The 14,991-nt window shown below is 65.2% G+C and carries 13 protein-coding genes; 5 read left to right on the top strand and 8 right to left on the bottom strand.

From position 1 onward, the window contains the following. Positions 1-68 precede the first annotated feature (68 nt). The gene (locus CYD53_RS09915) at positions 69-1,259 is read left to right on the top strand and encodes a CaiB/BaiF CoA transferase family protein (RefSeq protein WP_103717891.1); all 1,191 of its coding nucleotides are present in this window, start codon (positions 69-71) and stop codon (positions 1,257-1,259) included. Beyond that, positions 1,252-2,934, top strand: a complete 1,683-nt coding sequence (locus tag CYD53_RS09910; RefSeq protein ID WP_103717890.1) for a thiamine pyrophosphate-binding protein — start codon at positions 1,252-1,254, stop codon at positions 2,932-2,934. The genes CYD53_RS09915 and CYD53_RS09910 overlap by 8 nt, the downstream gene beginning before the upstream one ends. A 15-nt stretch (positions 2,935-2,949) precedes the next feature. Here CYD53_RS09910 and CYD53_RS09905 read toward each other — a convergent pair whose 3' ends face one another. The 7 genes from CYD53_RS09905 to CYD53_RS09875 form a co-directional block, all read right to left on the bottom strand. Beyond that, positions 2,950-3,480: a cytochrome b gene (locus tag CYD53_RS09905; RefSeq protein WP_181011788.1), complete on the bottom strand. Its 531-nt coding sequence runs from the start codon at positions 3,478-3,480 to the stop codon at positions 2,950-2,952. A gap of 23 nt (positions 3,481-3,503) precedes the next feature. After that, a complete protein-coding gene (locus CYD53_RS09900) occupies positions 3,504-4,067 on the bottom strand; it encodes a YceI family protein (protein WP_103717888.1) in 564 nt (187 codons plus the stop codon). Positions 4,068-4,237: 170 nt separating this feature from the next. Continuing rightward, positions 4,238-4,855, bottom strand: a complete 618-nt coding sequence (locus CYD53_RS09895) for an HdeD family acid-resistance protein (protein ID WP_103717887.1) — start codon at positions 4,853-4,855, stop codon at positions 4,238-4,240. A 109-nt stretch (positions 4,856-4,964) separates the two neighbouring features. After that, the gene (gene tal, locus CYD53_RS09890; RefSeq protein WP_103717886.1) at positions 4,965-5,933 is read right to left on the bottom strand and encodes a transaldolase; all 969 of its coding nucleotides are present in this window, start codon (positions 5,931-5,933) and stop codon (positions 4,965-4,967) included. Positions 5,934-6,223: 290 nt separating this feature from the next. After that, positions 6,224-7,060 carry a carbohydrate ABC transporter permease gene (locus CYD53_RS09885; protein ID WP_103717968.1) on the bottom strand — a complete coding sequence of 279 codons (837 nt, stop codon included), beginning with the start codon at positions 7,058-7,060 and terminating at the stop codon, positions 6,224-6,226. Next, positions 7,060-7,932, bottom strand: coding sequence for an ABC transporter permease subunit (locus tag CYD53_RS09880; protein WP_181011794.1), 873 nt, complete (start codon positions 7,930-7,932; stop codon positions 7,060-7,062). The genes CYD53_RS09885 and CYD53_RS09880 overlap by 1 nt, the downstream gene beginning before the upstream one ends. Positions 7,933-8,041: 109 nt before the next feature. Then, positions 8,042-9,424: an ABC transporter substrate-binding protein gene (locus tag CYD53_RS09875; protein WP_103717884.1), complete on the bottom strand. Its 1,383-nt coding sequence runs from the start codon at positions 9,422-9,424 to the stop codon at positions 8,042-8,044. Between the two features lie 227 nt (positions 9,425-9,651). On the opposite strand from CYD53_RS09875, the gene CYD53_RS09870 reads away from it, so the two are divergent. The 3 genes from CYD53_RS09870 to CYD53_RS09860 all read left to right on the top strand — a co-directional run bounded on the left by CYD53_RS09870 (position 9,652) and on the right by CYD53_RS09860 (position 13,948). Then, positions 9,652-10,629, top strand: coding sequence for an ABC transporter substrate-binding protein (locus tag CYD53_RS09870; protein ID WP_103717883.1), 978 nt, complete (start codon positions 9,652-9,654; stop codon positions 10,627-10,629). A gap of 33 nt (positions 10,630-10,662) precedes the next feature. Continuing rightward, positions 10,663-12,420, top strand: coding sequence for an ABC transporter permease (locus tag CYD53_RS09865; RefSeq protein ID WP_103717882.1), 1,758 nt, complete (start codon positions 10,663-10,665; stop codon positions 12,418-12,420). A gap of 223 nt (positions 12,421-12,643) precedes the next feature. Further along, on the top strand, positions 12,644-13,948 hold the full coding sequence (locus CYD53_RS09860) for a diguanylate cyclase (RefSeq protein ID WP_103717881.1): 1,305 nt from the start codon (positions 12,644-12,646) through the stop codon (positions 13,946-13,948). 26 nt (positions 13,949-13,974) lie between these two features. Here the strand turns inward: CYD53_RS09860 and CYD53_RS09855 are convergent, their stop codons facing one another. After that, entirely contained in the window at positions 13,975-14,916 is a 942-nt protein-coding gene (locus CYD53_RS09855) for a LysR family transcriptional regulator (protein WP_103717880.1), read from the bottom strand. Positions 14,917-14,991: the final 75 nt, after the last annotated feature.

Genomic DNA, 14,991 nt, shown 5'->3' with positions numbered 1-14,991 from the left:
CTCCCAGAACCAGACTCCCGCAGAGATGGTCGGCTCAAGGCCGACCATGACGGTCCGGATCAAGCCTGATGTCCCCATCTCCCCCTCTCGCCGGCCTGCGCGTCCTCGAACTCGCGCGCATCCTTGCCGGTCCCTGGATCGGCCAGCTTCTGGCCGATCTCGGCGCCGATGTCGTCAAGGTCGAGGCGCCCGAGGGCGACGACACCCGCAAATGGGGGCCGCCCTTCGTCGAGGGCGTCGGTGACGAGCATCTCTCGGCCGCCTATTTCCACTCGGCCAATCGCGGCAAGCGCTCGATCACGGCCGATTTCCGCAGCTCGGAAGGCCAGGCGCTGGTGTATCGCCTCGCCGCCCATGCCGATGTCGTGGTCGAGAACTTCAAGGTCGGCGGCCTGGAGAAATACGGGCTCGACGCCGCCGCGATGCGCGCAGCCTTCCCGCGCCTGATCTATTGCTCGGTCACGGGCTTCGGCCAGACCGGCCCCTATGCGCCGCGCGCCGGCTATGATTTCCTGGTGCAAGGCATGGGCGGGCCGATGTCGGTGACCGGCGAACCGACGGGCGCGCCGATGAAGGCGGGCTATGCCGTTGCCGACATCTATACCGGGCTCTACGCCTCGGTCGGCATCCTCTCCGCCCTGCGCCGGCGTGACCTGACCGGCGAGGGCGCGACGCTCGACATGGCGCTGCTCGATGCCCAGGTCGCCGTGCTCGGCAACCAGGCGATGAACTATCTCGTCTCGGGCAATCCGCCGGCGCGGCTCGGCAATGCGCACCCGAACATCGTGCCCTATGACGTCTTTCCCGTCGCCGACGGCCATATCATCATCGCCACCGGCAATGACGGGCAGTGGCGCAAGCTCTGCGACGTGCTGGGCGGCACCGAGCTCGCCAACCACCCGGACTATGCCGACAACAAATCCCGCGTCGTCAATCGCGTGCCGCTGACGATTGCACTCCACGCCCTGACCCAGCGCTACGGCAAGGCTGACCTGCTGGCGGCGCTCGAGGCGGTCGGCGTGCCGGCGGGGCCGATCAATTCCGTCGACGAGGTCTTCGCCGATCCGCAGATCATCGCGCGCGGCGTCAAGGTCGACTTGCCCAGCGCCGCCGCCAAGGGCGGGACGATCCCGACCGTCGCCTCGCCGATCGTGATCGACGGCGTCAGGCAGGTGGCGGGACGACCGAGCCCACGGCTCGGCGAACATCACGACGACATCCTGAACGACCCGGCCTGGGGAGGGCCGCACCATGGCTAATCGCACAGGCGGGCAGATCCTCGTCGACCAATTGCTGATTCACGGCGCGACCGACGCCTTCTGCGTGCCCGGCGAAAGCTACCTTGCCGTGCTCGACGCGCTGCATGATGCGAGCCTGAAGGTCACCATCTGCCGGGCCGAAGGCGGCGCCTGCATGATGGCCGAGGCCGCCGGCAAGCTGACGGGCAAGCCCGGCATCTGCTTCGTGACGCGCGGCCCAGGCGCCACCAACGCCTCGCCCGGCATCCATATCGCCGACCAGGATTCGACGCCGCTGATCCTCTTCGTCGGCCAGATCGAGCGCGGCATGCGCGAGCGCGAGGCCTTCCAGGAGCTCGACTATCGTGCCGTCTTCGGCACCATGACGAAATGGGCGACCGAGATCGACGATGCCGCGCGCATCCCAGAGATCATCAGCCGCGCCTTCCATGTCGCGACCGCCGGCCGGCCCGGCCCGGTGGTGATCGCGCTGCCCGAGGACGTATTGACCGACCTCGCCGATGTGGCCGATGCGCAGCCCTATCAGGTCACCGAGACGCACCCCTCCCTGCTCCAGACCATCGATCTGCAGAAGCGGCTCTGGGCGGCGAAGTCGCCGGTGGCGATCCTCGGCGGCTCGCGCTGGAGCCCGCAGGCGATCGAACGCTTCACCCGCTTCGCCGAGCGTTTCGACCTGCCTGTCGCGGTCTCCTTCCGCCGGCAGATGCTGTTCCCGGCCGACCATCCGAACTTCGCCGGCGATCTCGGCATCGGCCCCAACCCCAAGCTGCTGAAGCGGATCAAGGAGAGCGATCTCGTCCTGCTCGTCGGCGGACGGCTCTCGGAGATGCCGAGCCAATCCTACACGCTGTTCGGCATCCCCGAGCCCGGCCGGCCCTTGGTGCATGTCCATCCCGATCCCGAGGAGCTGGGCCGCGTCTACCGGCCGTCGCTGGCGATCAACGCCTCGCCGACCGCCTTCTGCGCCGCGCTGGAGACGGTGCATCCGCCGCAGGAGATCCCCTGGGCCGGGGCCGCGGCGGAAGCCCATGAGGCCTATCTCGGCTGGACCGAGCAGCCCGCGCCGGTGGCCGGCGCCTTCCACCCCGGCGAGGCCGTGACCTGGCTGCGGCGCTACCTGCCCGACGACGCGATCCTGTGCAACGGCGCCGGCAACTACGCCACCTGGGTGCACCGCTTCCACCGCTTCACCAAATTCGCGACGCAGCTCGCACCGACCTGCGGCTCGATGGGCTATGGCGTGCCCGCCGCCATCGGCGCCAAGCGGCTGTTTCCGGAAAGAACGGTGGTCGCCTTTGCCGGCGATGGCTGCTTCCTGATGAACGGGCAGGATTTTGCCACCGCGGTTCAGTACGATCTGCCGGTCGTCGTCGTGGTGATCGACAATGGCATGTACGGCACCATCCGCATGCATCAGGAACGCGAATATCCCGGCCGCGTTTCGGCGACGGAATTGAAGAACCCGGATTTCGCCGCCTATGCCAAGGCCTTCGGCGGCCATGGAGAACGCGTCGAGACCACGGCCGAGTTCGGTCCCGCCTTCGAGCGCGCGGTCGCCAGCGGCAAGCCGGCAATCATCCACTGCCTGCTCGATCCGGAGGCGATCACGCCGGCGAAGTCGCTCTCGACGATCCGGGCCGAGGCTTTTGCCGAACAGGCGCGGAAGGGCGCGTAGTCCTCCCCCTGAACCTCAGCCCCTGAACCACATCCGGCGCAGCAGGCCATCGCCCCAGACCAGGCGGTGGAACAGGACCGCGCCGAGATGGATCAGGCCGAGCACGATGAGCAGGTCGAAGACCCGCTCATGCAGGGATAGCATCATCTCATAGGTCGCCTTGTCCGGGCCGATGAGATGAGGCACCGCGAACCAGCCGAAATACAAGGTCGGGATCTGGATCGGCGCGGCCGAGACCATCAGCATCCCGGTCAGCGGCAAGGCAGCCAGGCAGAGATAAAGCCCGCCCTGGACGGCGCCGGCCGCAAGCCGCTGCCATGGTTCGGGCCGCGTCGGCGGCGGAGCCGGCAAGGCGAGACGCAAGGCAAGCCGCAGCAGCACGAAAACCGCGACCGTCAGGCCGATGGATTTGTGCAATTGATAGAGCTCGAAGCGGCCGACGAGGTCGCGCGTCTCATCGCCCATCAGCCTGGCGAGCACGAACTGGAGCGCGATCAGCAGCAGGGTCAGCCAGTGCAGGGCGATGAGCGCGGGGTGCCATCGCATTGGACGGCCTACCTCCGCAGCCGTCATCGCGAAAGCTGCCCCTTGATCGCGATCTCGACCAGATCATCGACGACATTGACGTCCCGTCCGATGCCGAAGGCGGGACGCATGAACGAACCGCTGGCGTGGAAAGGCAGCTTTTCGCCACGCCGCGCCTTGTCGAGATCGCCATCCACCACGGCATCGACCATGATGGGATGGGTGACTGAGCGGATGGTGAGCTGGCCGCCGATCTGCAGGCTGCGTTCGCCTGTTCGGATCACGCTGGCGGAATTGAAGCTCGCCGTCGGGCTATGGGCGGAATCCAGCATGCTCTCGCCGGTGATGAAGCCGTCCATCAGCGCCGAGCCCGCCTTGATCGAACCGGTTTCGATCGTAACCCTGATCCGGCTCTTCTCGGGCTGGTCGAAATCCAGCGCCAGCGTGCCGTCATAACGTTCGAAACGGCCCGTGGCGACGACTGCGCCGAAGCGGCGTGCAACGAAGCTGATCTCGGTCGAAGCGCGGTCGAAGCGCCATGTCGCCTGCGCCGCGGCAGGTCCGGCAAGGAACAGAGCGAAGATCGCAACGGATAAGCGGTATAGCATGGCCGCGATCTATCGCGCCTATGATGGCCGCGCCATGGTGGCGTGCCACCGCACACGCAAAGGTGATGCTGGAGCCGTTTCCGATCCGATTGGATCGTTCAGTAGCTCCAACTCCTTGCTTTAGCGCGTTTTCGTCACGCGACCCGGTGCCTACTTCGTCTAAAAGCGCTCTACGCCTCCGCCGCGGGCGTGCTCCGCTTGGCGATGACTCCATCGAAGGTCGACTGGATCGCACGGGCCAGCGTAATGGTCGCGATCCCCTGGAAGATCAACTCGATCGCCAGGAAAGTGCCGAGCACCCAGAGGGAGGATGCCGGCCACTGGATCATGATCAGCACGCCAAGAACCAGCGAGAGCAGGCCTGAGACGAGGATCATGCTCCAGGAGGGATTGGGCCGCGTCTGGAAGGCGATCACGATGCGCAAGATGCCTGTCGCAAAGAGCGCGGCGCCGACGAATAGCGTCAGCGATGCCGTGGCCGCCAGCGGATTCGAGAAGGTGACGATGCCGACCACGAGATAAAGCAGGCCGATCAGACCGTGCAGCAAACGGCTCCGCCAGCCGCCATGGCGGACCGCGTCGGCCACCAGCACGATGCCCGCCACGAGCACCATCGCGCCAAACCAGATCGCGCTGGCAATGCTGAGCGCCGCCGTCATCAGCAGGCCGAGGACGCCGAGCACGACAAGCGAGACACCCGCCGCCAGGAGCCAACCCGACTTCTGTCGCAACGAAACCAGTTTCGTACCGAATGACTCTGTTGCCGGTCGATTGGTCGTATCGGGCATTGAACCCTCCCCTGTTTCGCAGAAAGCGTATCGCACGTTACGCGGTGCGAAGCCCAACAGCTAACGACCCATACCGATCGGGCAATCCGTCGGGACAGAACTGCGCCGCTTAGCCCAGCCTGGCCGCCACCAGCTTGCGCAATCCGCGTAAATCCTTGACGAAGCCGCGAATACCCTCGGCCAGCTTCTCCGTGCCCATGGCGTCCTCGTTCATGGCGAAGCGGAAGGCCTTCTCGTCGAGGACGATCCTGCCTCCACCGGGAGAGGCCACGTGCGGCGAGGAGGCCGGCGACAGCTTGCGCGGCAGATCGCCGGTCGCCGCGGCCAATTCGTCGAGCAGGCCGGGTCCGATCGTCAGCCGGTCGCAACCGGCCAGCGCCTCGATCTCCCCGGTGTTGCGGAAGGAGGCGCCCATCACAACGGTCTTGATCCCGAACGCCTTGTAGTAAGCGTAGATACCCTTCACCGAGACGACGCCTGGATCGGTCTCGGCCGTATAGGGACCGCCACCCGCCTTGACGTGCCAGTCGAGGATGCGGCCGACGAAGGGCGAGATCAGGAAGGCCTTGGCGTCCGCGCAGGCGACTGCCTGAGGCAGAGCGAAGAGCAGCGTCAGATTGCAGTCAATGCCCTCGGCCTGCAGCACCTTGGCGGCCTGGATGCCTTCCCAGGTCGAGGCGATCTTGATCAGGATGCGGTCGCGCTCGATGTCGCGCTCCTGATAGGCGGCAATGATGGTGCGCGCCTTGTCGATCGTCGCCTGCGTGTCGAAGGAGAGATCGGCGTCGACCTCGGTCGAGACCCGGCCGGGCACGATCTTGGTCAACTCCGCCCCGAAGGTGACGGCGAGCCGGTCGCAGACCGCATGCACGGCCTTCTCGCCACCGCCGGCCTTCTTGCCCCAGCTGATCGCCTCGTCGACGAGATGGGCATAGGCCGGGGTTTCGACCGCCTTCAGGATCAGCGTCGGGTTGGTGGTGCAATCGACCGGCTTCAGCCGGCGGACCGCCTCGATATCGCCGGTATCGGCGACGACGGTCGTCATCTCGCGGAGCTGGTCAAGCTTGGAAGCGGTCATGATCGGTTCCTGGCAGTCTTCGGCTTAAGGCTAACGCCCGCAATGTGACGTCTGTTCGGCAGTCTGGCGAGGGGGATGAAGCATTTCCGGCATGCATCCCTTGTCGCTCCCGGGCTTCGCCCTCGGGTCCGACCTCCAGTCGGCCCAAAGACAAACTCGGCGAAGACCCCGGAGACCACGACCGGGTGAGCACTTTTCCAACGCATCGGCAAACGCCGCACCCGGTCTTGGGTTCCGCGGTCTTGCGTCCCGGGTTCGCGCCGTAGGCGCGCCCCGGAATGACAGCGCGCTCAGCTCTTGACGGCGCCCGCGGTCAATCCGCCGACCATGTTCTTGCGGAAGCCGTAATAGATCACCGCAGGGGGGATCGCATAGAGCAGGCCCGCCGCCATCAGCAGGTTCCACGGCGCGTCGTCCGCCGAGAGGAACAACCCCAGCCCCACGGCAAGCGGAACCGCCTTCTCGTTGGACAGCAGCAGGAAGGCGTAGAGATACTCGTTCCAGGCCAGCAGCAGCGCATAGATGCCGATGACCACCATCGAGGGCTTCATCAGCGGCAGATAGACCAGCCGGAAGAGCTGCAGCGAGGTTGCGCCGTCCATGATCGCGGCCTCGTCGAGCTCCTTGGGAAGCTTGTCGGAGGCCTGTTTCAGCACCCAGATCGCATAGGGCGAGGCCAATGCGACCATGGCCAGGATCAAGGCGGCTTGCGTGTTCAGCAGGCCGTAGGAGCCCATCGCCTTGTACATCGGAATGGCGAGAAAGGCGGCCGGGATCAGATAGGTTGCCAAAGCGAGGTTCATGATCGTGCGGCCGCCCCTGACCTTGAGGCGGGAGATCGCGAAGGCGGCGAAGGTGGCGATGAACAACGTGAGCAGCCCGGTCGTGATCGCGATGAAGAAGCTGTTGAACATCTGCCGCCAGAAATTCGTCAGGTAGTAGTGCTGCTGCTGGAAGACGATCTGGAAATTCTGCAGCGTCGGCTTGGCCGGCCACAATGTGCCCGCCAGCATCGCCTCCTGGCTGGAGATCGAGAGCACGAACAGGTGGTAGATCGGCAGCAGCGTCCAGAGCAGGACGGGAATGGCGATCAGGATCAGCTTTCCCTCGTCGAGAGCCTTTTTCATCATTCGGCTCCCTTCGAGAGACGCTTCACCATGAAATAGACCATCGGCAGGATCAGCGGCATGGCGACGATGATCGAGGCGATGCCGAGATCGAGATTGTTGTTGCGCATGTAGCGGATGCCGAGCGTCGAAAGCACGTGGTTCAAATCGCCGGGACCGCCGCCGGTGAGCAGGTAGACGCTGTTGAAGTCGCCCAGCGTCCAGATCATCGAGAGCATGGTCGAGGTGACGTAGAGCGTCGCCAGCGAGGGCCAGGTGATGAATTTGAATTGCTGCCATTTGTTGGCGCCGTCGACGCTGGCGGCCTCATAGAGATCCTGGGCGATGGCGAAGCGCCCGGTGATCAGGATCAACGTCCAGAACGGCAGCGACTTCCAGATATGGACCATGATCGAGCTGGCGAAGGCCAGCGTCGGATCCGTCAGCCAGCCCGGCCCTTCGACAATGCCGAACAGGTGGAAAAGCTGCTGGTTGATCATGCCGTTCTCGGGGTTGAGCATGACCCGGAACGAGAGAATGGTCGGAATCGACGGCACGGCCCAGGGCAGGATGAAGATCACCAGGACGATGCGAACCCAGGCGCGCTGGGCCACGAAGAAACCCGAGAGCCAGAGCGCGATCAGGAATTTGAGGTTCACCGCAATGAACAGGAAGACGATGGTGTTGACCACCGTGCGAATGAAGATCGGGTCGGCGAAGAGCGCGCGATAGGAATTCCAGTTGAGGCCGAGCCAGAGGCCGTAAGCGACGGGGTAGACCACCATCACGAGGAAAACGAGGACATAGGGCGCCAGCATGATCGCGCCCCAGAGAGCACGGTCACGGGTATGTCCTGAGACCGCGTCGCTCGCTGCCGCGACCGGTGCGGCCATCGTGGTCGCTGTCATAACCTACTCCCTCGGTCTCGCCGTCATATTGGGACGGGTCGGCGCCCCGCGGCTCTTGCGGCCGCAGGGCGCCTGTTCGTTAGGATCGGCGGCGTCAGCCGGCGATCTGCTTGATGCGGGCGATCATCTCGTCCACTGCAACGTCAGGCGCGATCTTGTCCTGAACCACGCGATTCACCGCCTTGGCCCAGACGTTCTCGGCGTTCACGGTCGTGAAGTTGTAGTTGTAGACGAACTGGAACGGCACGGTGCCATCGCTGTACTGCTTATGGACGATCGCGCGATGCGGATCCTTGCCGTCAGTCCAGAACGGGCTCTTGGCGCCCGCGATCGTCGTCGGGAACCAGCGACCGACCGAGCCTTCGACGAAGGGACGCAGATTTTCGTCCTTGAGCAGGAACGCCATGAATTCCTTGGCGCGCTTCTTGTTCTTGGCGTCGGCGAAGATCACGGCCGTCTTCACCGCAGCGAGGTTCGGCATGACGCCGCCATCGGGCTTGAGCGGGAATTCGGCGGTGCGGATGTTGTCCTCGTAGTTCTTCTTGGCCTGGGCGCGCTGCTCGGCGGTGAGCGCAGGGTTGTTCATGTCGTCGAGATGCTTGGCGGCGATCGAGATCGTCGCGTTGTGCGTCAACACGGTCGTGCGGTTGTGGAAGGCGACGTTGTTGTCGGGATCCAGCCAATTGACCGAGGATGGTGGCGTGCAGCCGCGCTGGAAGATGTTCGCATAGGACTTCACCGCTTCGATCATCGCCGCCTTGTTCTTGGGCTGGTCGAGCACGATCTTGCCGTTCTCGTCGACCACCTGCGCGCCATAGGCGTTGGCGAAGGTCAGGAAGCTGTAGAAGGTGTCGGACGCCGCGATGCCCATGGGATGGCCGACGCCGTAGATGCGCTTGCCCTTGGCGCGCAGCGAGCCTTGGACCTTGTCACACCAGAAGTCCCAATAGCCGTTCCAGCCCTTGGGAATATCGCTTTCCTTGAAGCCGGCCTCCTCCAGCATGTCCTTCCAGTAGGTGATGTGCATCATCTGCTGTTCGACGGGGAAGGCGTAATAGGACTTCTTGCCGGTCTTGTTGTTCATCAGGAAGGTTGTCGCCAGCGCCTGCGGCTGGAACTCGGCCTTCATCGGCTCGATCACGTCGGTGACGTCCTCGAGCTTGCCGTCAAAGGCCCATTTTCCGGTGGTGCGGAAGTCGTAGGTCGTGCAGAAGCCGACATCGGGCGGCGTGCCGGCCTCGATGGCGCCGACCGATTTGGTCACGCAATCCTCGGTCGCGTAGAGTGATAGATCGACCTTGACGCCGGTCGCCTTCTGGAACTTGTCGACGACGGCCAGCAGCGCGTCATCCTCGCCCTTGTAGAAACCCTTGGTGAACCAGACCGTGACGGTCTCTTGCGCGAGCGCCGCGCCGGACCAGCCCGCGGCAATCGCCGCGAAGGCCGCGCCGGTGACGAGACAACGAACCGATTTCATCGATAACCTCCCATTTAAAACGTTTAATGCCGACGATTTAGGACGTCTTGTCGAGGACACTAGTCGAAAAGCTGGGACAAACAAGCCGTTGCAATGCGGGAAATTCGGGCAGCCCCCATCACCGGCGCGGCGCAGCGGAGGATCGCTGGCGCTTTCATGGATATGTCATATAGGGGGCCTAACGGCCCTGACGGACCCGGCCGGGTCGAGGCCCATGGGAGGCGGCGATGCGCGCCAACATCTTGATCGTATTGGCTGCCGCAGGCGCGCTCGCCTCCACAACGGCGCTGGCCGCGGAGGGCAAGCTCGTCCTCTACACCAGCCAGCCCAACACCGACGCGCAGCAAACCATCGATGCCTTCAAGGCGCTCTATCCTAAAGTCGAAGTGAGCTTCGTGCGCGACGGCACGCCGCGGGTGATGGCGAAGCTGCGCGCCGAGATCGAAGCCGGCAGCCCGCAGGCTGACGTCCTGCTGATCGCCGATTCGGTGACGATGGAGGGCCTGAAGCAGGAGGGCCGGCTGCTCGCGCATGATGCAGCCGATGTCTCCGCCTATCCGGCCGGTATCCACGACCCGCAGAAGATGTGGTTCTCGACCAAGCTGATCACCACCGGCATCGTCTACAACAGCAAGGCTGCGCTGAAGCCGACGAGCTGGACTGACCTGACGAAGCCCGAGGTCAAGAACCTGCTCGCCATGCCGAGCCCGTTGAACTCGGGCGCCGCCCTGATCCACACCATGACGCTGGCCGGCAACCTGCCTGGCGGCTGGCGCTATTACGAGCAGCTGAGGGACAATGGCGCGCTCGCGGCCGGCGGTAATGGCGACATCCTGCGCCAGGTCGCCACCGGCGAGAAGCTCTACGGCATGATCGTCGACTTCATGCCGATCCGCGAGAAGGCCAAGGGCGCGCCGGTCGAGTTCGTCTTTCCCCGCGAAGGCGTCTCCGCCGTCGGCGAGCCGGTCGCGATCCTGAAATCGACGAAGAACCCGGAAGCCGCGAAAGCCTTCGTCGATTTCCTGATCTCCCGGGAAGGCCAGGCGCTGGCGCTGCGCCAGGGCTATGTCGCGGCCCACCCCGATGTCGCGCTGCCGGCTGGCTACCCGACGCGGAATGCGATCAAGTTGATGCCATTCGACGCCGCCCAGGCGCTTGCCGGCGAGGCCGCAGCGCGCAAGCGCTTCAGCGCGATCTTCGAGTGAGCCCGGCGTGACGCGCAACCCGCCTCCCACGCAATGACGCTGATCGCCCGCCCCGGCTGGCAGCACGACGCCGTGCGCCCGACCTGGCCAGGTCTGCGTCTGCCTCTGCGCCTGCCGGAGGGGCTTGGGCTGCCGACGGCTGTCACGCTCGCCGCCCTGCTGCTCGGCGCCCTGCCCTTCCTGCGGCTCGCCATCGCCGCCCTTGCACCGGGCTGGCGGTTCGCTCCCGACGCCGCGCTGGAACAGATAGGCAGCCGCGCCGCGGTCAATGCGACGCTCCATACACTGGAGACAGCGGGTTTCTCCGCGCTCGCAGCCTTGCTGATCGGCGGCGCTGTCGCGCTTGCGCTCAGCATCACCGACCTGCGCCATAAGCGCCCCCTCGCCTTCTTCTTCGTGTTCTCGATGATGATCGCGCCGCAAGTCGCAGCTCTTGCATTTCTGAGCCTGTTCGCGCCGCACTCGCCGATCCTGGGGGCGCTTGGCCTGTCGCCCGCCCCAGGCACGCCAAACCCGCTGCTCGGGCGCGGTGGCATCATCCTCGTCATGGCGCTGCATCATGCGCCGCTGGTCGCGATCACGCTCTGGACCGGCCTGCGCAGCGTGCCGCATTCGCTGGTCGAGGCGGCGCAGATGGAAGGCGCGGGACCGGCGACGATCGTCGCGCGCATCCTGCTGCCGGTGCTGCGGCCGCAGATCATCGCCGCCGCGCTGATCGCCTTTGTCGCCGGCATCGGCAATTTCGGCATTCCGGCGCTGCTAGGACTGCCGGTGAACTACCTGACGCTGCCGACGCTGATCTATCGGCGGCTGGCGAGCTTCGGACCGGCCGGACTGTCCGACGCCGCCGCGCTTTCCCTGCTGGTCGCCCTGGTCGCCGGTTGCGGCATCCTGGCGAGCGTGCTGGCGACACGGCGCGCCGGCGGCAAGGTCGAGATCGAGCGGCCGCTGCAGCCGTTCTGGACGCTCGGGCGCGCGCGGCCGCTGGTTGCCGGCGCACTGTGGACGCTGCTGGCGCTGAAGCTCGGCCTGCCTTTCCTCGCGCTGCTTTGCGAAGCGCTGACGCCGGCGCTCGGCGTCGCCCTGTCCTGGCAGAGCCTGACGCTGGATAAATTCACCGAAGTGCTGCTGCGCCAGGATGTGACGATGCGAGCCTTCCGCAACTCCTTCCTGTTCGCCGGCGCGGCCGCCCTGCTGCTCGCGCTGACCTCGATCGGTTTCGCCTATGCGCTGGAGCGGCGGATGGGCAGGTTCAGGCGCGTCGTCGAGCTCGTCATCGAACTGCCCTATGCCCTGCCCGGCGTCGTGCTCGCCATCGCCTGCATCCTGCTCTTCCTGAAGCCGTTGCCGCTTCTCGGCGTGAGCCTCTACGCCACGCCTTTCATCATCATCTTCGCCTATCTGGCGCGCTTCCTGCCGCTGGCGCTGAAGGCGCCCGTCGCGGCGATGGCGCAGATCGAGGCGCATCACGAGGAGGCGGCGAAGCTCGACGGCGCGAGCCTCTGGCAGATGCTGCGCTTCGTCGTGGCACCGATCCTGGCTCCGGCGGCAACCGTCTCGGGCCTGATGGTCTTTCTCGTCGCCTTCAACGAGTTGACCGTCTCGGCGCTGCTTTGGTCCTCGGGCACCGAGACCCTCGGCGTCGTGCTGTTCAGCCTGAAGGAGGCGGGGCTGGCCGGCGAGGCGGCGGCGGTCGCGATCAGCGCCTCCCTGATCATTTTCGCGGTGATGCTGGGACTTGACCTGTGCGGCAAGCGCTTGCCCTGCAACGTGCTGCCCTGGCGGATCTGACGGAGCCCCCGACCGATGACACGGTCCAAGCCGGCCTCGCCCTGTCGAAGCGCTCCAGCGGGTGAAACAAATGCGACCGACAACCGCAGGTTAATCAGACATTTACCCTGGTTGGCCAGTTTCGGCCGGAGCAGGAAAACGCCCTGCTCCCTGGACAACCGAGCTGGTATGCCGCCTCGAACCATGACGAGGTGCCAGTACGCGCCGTAAGGATTCTGCGCCGATGAAGTACCGCGCCGCTGATCGTCGCAAGTCCGAGCCGGTCGCCGATATGCGCAAGCTTCTCATCGTCGAGGATTCGAAGACGTTCTCGAAGGCGCTGCGCAAGCTTCTCGCCGAGGAGACGGGGCTCTCCGTCGTGACATGCGCATCGCTGAACGAGCTGCACGAGGTCGTCACCGAAGAGCCCGAGGCCTATGGCATCGCGGTGGTCGATCTGAACCTGCCGGATGCGCCCGACGGTGAAGCGATCGACTTCACGGTCCAACGCGGCATCCCGACCATCGTCTTCACGGGAAGCTTCGACCTGCAGACGCGCAGCCGGATCATGGAGCGCGACGTCATCGATTATGTCCTGAAGAACAACGAGTTCGCGCTGGACACGCTGGTCACCGCGGTCAAGCGCGCCTTGTCCAACCGCGAGATGCGCATTCTCGTCGTCGACGACCTGACCACTGCGCGCAAGCACCTCGCCAGGATGCTGGCGGTGCAGCAGTACTCGGTCATCGAGGCCGGGTCCGGCGCGGAGGCATTGTCGCTGATCGAGGCCAATCCCGACATCCAGATCGTCGTTTCCGACTACAATATGCCCGATATCAACGGATACGAACTCACGCGCAAAATCCGCCGCATGGTCGGACCGGACAAGCTGCGCGTGATCGGGGTTTCATCCACGACCGACATCGCCGTCTCCGCCGGTTTCCTGAAAGCCGGGGCCAACGACTTCATTTCGCGGCCGTTCATGCCTGAAGAGCTGCAATGCCGGATCGCAAACAATGCGGACACGCTCCTGCAACTGAAACAGCTGCAGGAACTGGCGTCCCGCGACTATCTCACCGGTCTCTTCAACCGTCGGCATTTCTTCGAGAACGGCCCGAAGCTCATCAAGACCGTGCAGGCGCGCCCTTCGAGCACGGTCGCGGTTCTCGATATCGACCACTTCAAGCAGCTCAACGACACGCACGGTCATGACATCGGCGACCGGGTGCTCGAATTGGTCGCCCGTTGCCTGAGGGATGCGGTCGAAGGCACCGGCAACCTGCTTGCCCGCCTCGGAGGCGAGGAGTTCGTCATCCTGTTTCCCGGAATGGCCCCGACCGCCGCGATGCGCTTCAGCGATCACCTCCGGTTGGATATCTCGCATGCAACCTTGCAGATCGGGGCCGAGACGATCTCCGTCACAGCCTCGATCGGCGTTGCCGAGGCCGATCCGGCGGATCGTTTCGATCATTGCCTGCGCAGCGCGGACCAGGCGCTCTACGCGGCAAAGCAGCAAGGCCGGAACCGGGTCTGCCTTGCCGCTGGCTGACGCCTCGGTCCAAGGAAAATGCGATTCTATCCCTCGACCAAGGCGGGCCGCGGTGCCGCTGCGGCGGGTTGTTCGCCCATCAGCAGCGCCCGCGACGCCTTTGCCTCGCGCACGACGAAATCGACGATGGCGCGCACGCGGGCGACATCCTTCAGATCGGCATGGACCAGGAGCCAGAAGGACCGCGTGATCGAGACAGTCTCGGGCAGGACCGGCACGAGGCGCGGCTCGCCTTCGGCCATGAAATGGTGGATCACGCCGATGCCGGCCCCGGCGACGACCGCGTTCATCTGTGCCAGCACACTCGAACTCTGGACCTGGGCGCGCAGGCCCTTGGCGACCTCGTCGAGATAGTCGAGCTCGGGCGTGAAGATCAGGTCGTCGATATAGCCGACGATGCGGTGATCGAAGAGATCTTCCGGCTTCTCGACCTTCGGCATCGCGTCGAGATACTCCCGCGCGGCATAAAGCCCGAGCCGGTAGTCGGAGAGCTTGCGCGCCACGACCTTGCCCTCCTTGGGCGGGGCAAGCGTGATCGCGACATCGGCCTCGCGCTTCGACAGCGAAAGCAGGCGCGGCATGGCGATGAGCTGGATCTCGAGGCCGGGATAGGCGCTCGCCAGCTTGGCCAGGCGCGGCGCCAGGAAGGTGGTGCCGAAGCCGTCGGGCGCGCCGATCCGGACCGTGCCGGCGAGCGCCATGTCGGCACCGCCGATATCGCTCTGGATCGCCAGCGCCTCGGTCTCCATACTCTCTGCCTTGGCCAGGAGCCGCTCGCCATGGGCGGTGAGCGTGTAGCCCTGCGGCCGGCGCTCGAAGAGCTTGGCCTTGAGCGCTTCCTCCAGCGAGGTGATGCGGCGCGAGACCGTGGCGTGGTCGGCCCCGAGCCGGCGCGCCGCCGCCGTCAAACGGCCCGAGCGCGCGACCGCCAGGAAGAAGCGCAGGTCATCCCAGTCGAACCGCTCCAAAGGCGCTCTCCCCGATATTCGCTTTTCCGCACGGCATCCTATCCATCGTCGCTATAGCCGTGCGCAAACGAGAAT

The organism is Allobosea psychrotolerans, from assembly GCF_002917105.1.
GTDB lineage: Bacteria > Pseudomonadota > Alphaproteobacteria > Rhizobiales > Beijerinckiaceae > Allobosea > Allobosea psychrotolerans.
The sequence above is the reverse complement of the archived record's forward strand: the minus strand, read 5'-3'. Positions and strand labels throughout refer to the sequence as shown.

Coding starts and splice junctions, on each gene's coding strand:
- CYD53_RS09915 (WP_103717891.1), top strand. CDS start 69: ATGTCCCCATCTCCCCCTCTCGCCGGCCTGCGCGTCCTCGAACTCGCG.
- CYD53_RS09910 (WP_103717890.1), top strand. CDS start 1,252: ATGGCTAATCGCACAGGCGGGCAGATCCTCGTCGACCAATTGCTGATT.
- CYD53_RS09905 (WP_181011788.1), bottom strand. CDS start 3,480: ATGCGATGGCACCCCGCGCTCATCGCCCTGCACTGGCTGACCCTGCTG.
- CYD53_RS09900 (WP_103717888.1), bottom strand. CDS start 4,067: ATGCTATACCGCTTATCCGTTGCGATCTTCGCTCTGTTCCTTGCCGGA.
- CYD53_RS09895 (WP_103717887.1), bottom strand. CDS start 4,855: ATGCCCGATACGACCAATCGACCGGCAACAGAGTCATTCGGTACGAAA.
- tal (WP_103717886.1), bottom strand. CDS start 5,933: ATGACCGCTTCCAAGCTTGACCAGCTCCGCGAGATGACGACCGTCGTC.
- CYD53_RS09885 (WP_103717968.1), bottom strand. CDS start 7,060: ATGAAAAAGGCTCTCGACGAGGGAAAGCTGATCCTGATCGCCATTCCC.
- CYD53_RS09880 (WP_181011794.1), bottom strand. CDS start 7,932: ATGGCCGCACCGGTCGCGGCAGCGAGCGACGCGGTCTCAGGACATACC.
- CYD53_RS09875 (WP_103717884.1), bottom strand. CDS start 9,424: ATGAAATCGGTTCGTTGTCTCGTCACCGGCGCGGCCTTCGCGGCGATT.
- CYD53_RS09870 (WP_103717883.1), top strand. CDS start 9,652: ATGCGCGCCAACATCTTGATCGTATTGGCTGCCGCAGGCGCGCTCGCC.
- CYD53_RS09865 (WP_103717882.1), top strand. CDS start 10,663: ATGACGCTGATCGCCCGCCCCGGCTGGCAGCACGACGCCGTGCGCCCG.
- CYD53_RS09860 (WP_103717881.1), top strand. CDS start 12,644: ATGAAGTACCGCGCCGCTGATCGTCGCAAGTCCGAGCCGGTCGCCGAT.